The organism is Stenotrophomonas nitritireducens (assembly GCF_001431425.1).
Taxonomy (GTDB): domain Bacteria; phylum Pseudomonadota; class Gammaproteobacteria; order Xanthomonadales; family Xanthomonadaceae; genus Stenotrophomonas; species Stenotrophomonas nitritireducens.
The window spans coordinates 1-5,814 of sequence record NZ_LDJG01000040.1 but is presented as its reverse complement, the minus strand read 5'-3'; the positions used below and the strand labels follow the sequence as shown (position 1 = coordinate 5,814).

2 tRNA genes and 3 rRNA genes are annotated in these 5,814 nt (G+C 55.0%); all 5 read left to right on the top strand.

Going from position 1 to position 5,814, the window contains the following annotated elements:
- Window positions 1-425 precede the first annotated feature (425 nt).
- Window positions 426-1,970, top strand: a 16S ribosomal RNA gene (locus ABB22_RS17130).
- Window positions 1,971-2,061: 91 nt separating this feature from the next.
- Window positions 2,062-2,137: transfer RNA gene (locus tag ABB22_RS17125), tRNA-Ala, on the top strand.
- A gap of 20 nt (window positions 2,138-2,157) precedes the next feature.
- A tRNA-Ile gene (locus tag ABB22_RS17120) sits at window positions 2,158-2,234 on the top strand.
- Between the two features lie 224 nt (window positions 2,235-2,458).
- Window positions 2,459-5,336 (top strand): 23S ribosomal RNA (locus ABB22_RS17115).
- A 124-nt stretch (window positions 5,337-5,460) separates the two neighbouring features.
- Window positions 5,461-5,575, top strand: a 5S ribosomal RNA gene (gene rrf, locus ABB22_RS17110).
- The 16S, 23S and 5S rRNA genes sit together here with 2 tRNA genes alongside, the layout of an rRNA operon.
- Window positions 5,576-5,814: the final 239 nt, after the last annotated feature.

Sequence of the window (5,814 nt, the reverse complement as noted above, 5' to 3'; positions counted from 1 at the left end):
CGTTCACGGCGCCAGTCACTTCGGTGGCAGGGAGCAGGAAGCGGCGGCAACGGCCTCGCAAGAGGGTGTTGACGGAAACGAAAAGCCTGACATAATAGGCGGCTCGCTTCGACGAAAGGCCCTGCGGGGTTGAGGTTGAAGCAGCGGAGTCCACCTCGAAACGAGGTGTTGACGAAGCGGAAAAGCCGGCTATAATGGGCGGCTCGCTCGGACGGAAACGTCGGGCACTTGGAAGAAGGCGCTGAGGCCGATTCCGAAGTTCTTTGAAAGTATGCGCAGGTATCTTGTGAAGGCGCCTGCAGGAGTGGATGACTGTCCATCTTGCAGACGTTTGATCAAGCAATGAGTAGTTTGTAAAGCAAGCGAAACGTTGCCAGTGGTTGAACATCTGCAGCTAAGAGTATTTGTCTTCGGACATGTAGTTTTAAGTGAAGAGTTTGATCCTGGCTCAGAGTGAACGCTGGCGGTAGGCCTAACACATGCAAGTCGAACGGCAGCACAGGAGAGCTTGCTCTCTGGGTGGCGAGTGGCGGACGGGTGAGGAATGCATCGGAATCTACTCTTTCGTGGGGGATAACGTAGGGAAACTTACGCTAATACCGCATACGACCTACGGGTGAAAGCCGGGGACCTTCGGGCCTGGCGCGAAAGAATGAGCCGATGCCCGATTAGCTAGTTGGCGGGGTAAGAGCCCACCAAGGCGACGATCGGTAGCTGGTCTGAGAGGATGATCAGCCACACTGGAACTGAGACACGGTCCAGACTCCTACGGGAGGCAGCAGTGGGGAATATTGGACAATGGGCGCAAGCCTGATCCAGCCATACCGCGTGGGTGAAGAAGGCCTTCGGGTTGTAAAGCCCTTTTGTTGGGAAAGAAAAGCAGTCGGTTAATACCCGATTGTTCTGACGGTACCCAAAGAATAAGCACCGGCTAACTTCGTGCCAGCAGCCGCGGTAATACGAAGGGTGCAAGCGTTACTCGGAATTACTGGGCGTAAAGCGTGCGTAGGTGGTTGTTTAAGTCTGTCGTGAAAGCCCTGGGCTCAACCTGGGAATTGCGATGGAAACTGGGCGACTAGAGTGTGGCAGAGGGTAGTGGAATTCCTGGTGTAGCAGTGAAATGCGTAGAGATCAGGAGGAACATCCGTGGCGAAGGCGACTGCCTGGGCCAACACTGACACTGAGGCACGAAAGCGTGGGGAGCAAACAGGATTAGATACCCTGGTAGTCCACGCCCTAAACGATGCGAACTGGATGTTGGGTGCAATTTGGCACGCAGTATCGAAGCTAACGCGTTAAGTTCGCCGCCTGGGGAGTACGGTCGCAAGACTGAAACTCAAAGGAATTGACGGGGGCCCGCACAAGCGGTGGAGTATGTGGTTTAATTCGATGCAACGCGAAGAACCTTACCTGGCCTTGACATGTCGCGAACTTTCCAGAGATGGATTGGTGCCTTCGGGAACGCGAACACAGGTGCTGCATGGCTGTCGTCAGCTCGTGTCGTGAGATGTTGGGTTAAGTCCCGCAACGAGCGCAACCCTTGTCCTTAGTTGCCAGCACGTAATGGTGGGAACTCTAAGGAGACCGCCGGTGACAAACCGGAGGAAGGTGGGGATGACGTCAAGTCATCATGGCCCTTACGGCCAGGGCTACACACGTACTACAATGGTAGGGACAGAGGGCTGCAAGCCGGCGACGGTAAGCCAATCCCAGAAACCCTATCTCAGTCCGGATTGGAGTCTGCAACTCGACTCCATGAAGTCGGAATCGCTAGTAATCGCAGATCAGCATTGCTGCGGTGAATACGTTCCCGGGCCTTGTACACACCGCCCGTCACACCATGGGAGTTTGTTGCACCAGAAGCAGGTAGCTTAACCTTCGGGAGGGCGCTTGCCACGGTGTGGCCGATGACTGGGGTGAAGTCGTAACAAGGTAGCCGTATCGGAAGGTGCGGCTGGATCACCTCCTTTTGAGCATGACAGCATCGCCTGTCAGGCGCCCTCACAAGAGACCTGCATTCAGAGTTCTGCACCGGCAGCCGGTGTGGAGAAGTCCCATTTTGGGGCCTTAGCTCAGCTGGGAGAGCACCTGCTTTGCAAGCAGGGGGTCGTCGGTTCGATCCCGACAGGCTCCACCACTAAGCTTTGACAGAACATTGGGTCTGTAGCTCAGGTGGTTAGAGCGCACCCCTGATAAGGGTGAGGTCGGTGGTTCGAGTCCTCCCAGACCCACCACTCTGAATGATTGGCGCATACGAAAGAATTGATTGGTTGCGGCATTGTGGCCGTGTCCTGTTCTTTTAAAACTTGTGACGTAGCGAGCGTTTGAGATGTCTATCTTGACGTGTCGTGAGGCTAAGGCGAGAGACGCAAGTCTCTTTATTAATTGAGTCGTTATATTCGTGTCCGGGCTTTGTACCCCTGGACATCAGATAACCCAAGGCAACTTGCGGTTATATGGTCAAGCGAATAAGCGCACACGGTGGATGCCTTGGCGGTCAGAGGCGATGAAGGACGTGGCAGCCTGCGAAAAGTGTCGGGGAGCTGGCAACAAGCTTTGATCCGGCAATGTCCGAATGGGGAAACCCACCGCTTCGGCGGTATTGCATGGTGAATACATAGCCATGCAAGGCGAACCCGGTGAACTGAAATATCTAAGTAACCGGAGGAAAAGAAATCAACCGAGATTCCCTGAGTAGCGACGAGCGAACGGGGAACAGCCCTTAAGCTGGTATGGTTCTAGAAAAACGGTCTGGAAAGGCCGGCCATAGAAGGTGATAGCCCTGTATTTGAAAGGGCCATTCCAGTGAAGACGAGTAGGGCGGGGCACGTGAAACCCTGTCTGAACATGGGGGGACCATCCTCCAAGGCTAAATACTACTGACCGACCGATAGTGAACCAGTACCGTGAGGGAAAGGCGAAAAGAACCCCGGAGAGGGGAGTGAAATAGAACCTGAAACCGTGTGCGTACAAGCAGTAGGAGCTCGAAAGAGTGACTGCGTACCTTTTGTATAATGGGTCAGCGACTTACTGTTCGTGGCAAGCTTAACCGTATAGGGGAGGCGAAGGGAAACCGAGTCTGATAAGGGCGCATAGTCGCGGGCAGTAGACCCGAAACCGGGTGATCTAGTCATGCCCAGGGTGAAGGTGCGGTAACACGCACTGGAGGCCCGAACCCACTCCCGTTGCAAAGGTAGGGGATGAGGTGTGATTAGGAGTGAAAAGCTAATCGAACCCGGAGATAGCTGGTTCTCCTCGAAAGCTATTTAGGTAGCGCCTCATATGTATCCTCTCGGGGGTAGAGCACTGTTATGGCTAGGGGGTCATCGCGACTTACCAAACCATTGCAAACTCCGAATACCGAGACGGACTGTATGGGAGACACACGGCGGGTGCTAACGTCCGTCGTGAAAAGGGAAACAACCCAGACCCACAGCTAAGGTCCCAAATTTTGTGCTAAGTGGAAAACCATGTGGAAAGGCACAGACAGCCAGGAGGTTGGCTTAGAAGCAGCCACCCTTTAAAGAAAGCGTAATAGCTCACTGGTCGAGTCGGTCTGCGGGGAAGATTTAACGGGGCTAAGCACAGAACCGAAGCTTGGGGTGCATAACTTTGTTATGCGCGGTAGAGGAGCGTTCCGTAAGCCTGCGAAGGTGGATTGAGAAGTCTGCTGGAGGTATCGGAAGTGCGAATGCTGACATGAGTAACGATAATGCGGGTGAAAAACCCGCACGCCGAAAGCCCAAGGTTTCCTTGCGCAACGTTAATCGGCGCAGGGTGAGTCGGCCCCTAAGGCGAGGCAGAAATGCGTAGTCGATGGGAAGCAGGTTAATATTCCTGCACCTCGCGTAAGTGCGATGGAGGGACGGAGAAGGTTAGGTGTACCAGGCGTTGGTTGTCCTGGGGAAAGGCGGTAGGTTTGGATCTTTGGCAAATCCGGGATCCTTTAAGACCGAGCACCGAGACGAGTCTTTAAGACGAAGTCACTGATACCACGCTTCCAGGAAAAGCTCCTAAGCTTCAGCTTACGCAGACCGTACCGTAAACCGACACAGGTGGGTAGGATGAGAATTCTCAGGCGCTTGAGAGAACTCGGGTGAAGGAACTAGGCAACATGGCACCGTAACTTCGGGAGAAGGTGCACCATTGCCGGTGGCCCATGCGGGCTATAGCTGGTGATGGTCGAAGTGACCAGGCCGCTGCGACTGTTTATCAAAAACACAGCACTCTGCAAACACGAAAGTGGACGTATAGGGTGTGACGCCTGCCCGGTGCTGGAAGGTTAATTGATGGGGTCAGCCGCAAGGCGAAGCTCTTGATCGAAGCCCCAGTAAACGGCGGCCGTAACTATAACGGTCCTAAGGTAGCGAAATTCCTTGTCGGGTAAGTTCCGACCTGCACGAATGGCGTAACGACAGCGGCGCTGTCTCCACCCGAGACTCAGTGAAATTGAAATCGCTGTGAAGATGCAGCGTTCCCGTGGCAAGACGGAAAGACCCCGTGAACCTTTACTATAGCTTTACACTGAACGTTGAGTTCGTCTGTGTAGGATAGGTGGGAGGCTATGAAACTGTGGCGCTAGCTGCAGTGGAGCCATCCTTGAAATACCACCCTGTCGTGCTTGACGTTCTAACCTAGGCCCGTTATCCGGGTCGGGGACCGTGTATGGTGGGTAGTTTGACTGGGGCGGTCTCCTCCTAAAGAGTAACGGAGGAGCTCGAAGGTACGCTCAGCGCGGTCGGACATCGCGCACTGTGTGCAAAGGCATAAGCGTGCTTGACTGCAAGATCGACGGATCAAGCAGGTAGGAAACTAGGACTTAGTGATCCGGTGGTTCTGTATGGAAGGGCCATCGCTCAACGGATAAAAGGTACTCCGGGGATAACAGGCTGATACCGCCCAAGAGTTCATATCGACGGCGGTGTTTGGCACCTCGATGTCGGCTCATCACATCCTGGGGCTGTAGTCGGTCCCAAGGGTATGGCTGTTCGCCATTTAAAGTGGTACGCGAGCTGGGTTCAGAACGTCGTGAGACAGTTCGGTCCCTATCTGCCATGGGCGTTGGAAGTTTGAGAGGGGCTGCTCCTAGTACGAGAGGACCGGAGTGGACGAACCTCTGGTGTTCCGGTTGTCACGCCAGTGGCATTGCCGGGTAGCTATGTTCGGAAGCGATAACCGCTGAAAGCATCTAAGCGGGAAGCGCGCCTCAAGATGAGACTTCCCGGGGCACAAGCCCCCTGAAGGAACCATGTAGACTACGTGGTTGATAGGTCAGGTGTGTAAGCGCGGCAACGCGTTGAGCTAACTGATACTAATGATCCGTGTGGCTTGACCATATAACCTCAAGTTGCCTTGGCCGACATGACATGTCGATAGACCCAAGTGCACGCTACGTCACAAGAACCTACGAGAGGCTGGCGCTTCATCCAGTACAACGGATAGCGACCCTCCAACCCTCTCCCTGGTGAAATTAGCGCTGTGGAACCACCCGATCCCATCCCGAACTCGGAAGTGAAACGCAGCTGCGCCGATGGTAGTGTGGCTCAAGCCATGCGAGAGTAGGTCATCGCCAGGGTTTTTATCCCCAAACCCCCGCTGCTCACGCAGCGGGGGTTTGCTTTTGTGCCGCATCGAAAACGACGATGACGCAGACACCCCATCCCCCAACAACAACGGCGCCCAGAGGCGCCGTTGCTGGTTACCGCGCCCCCAAGATCAGCGCTGGTGCCGGCGTTGCCCGGCCGCCGTCGCCCAGCGCCCGGCAAGATTGGGCGCCGTAATGCACACCGCCTCGTCCGTCACCGTCGTCACCGC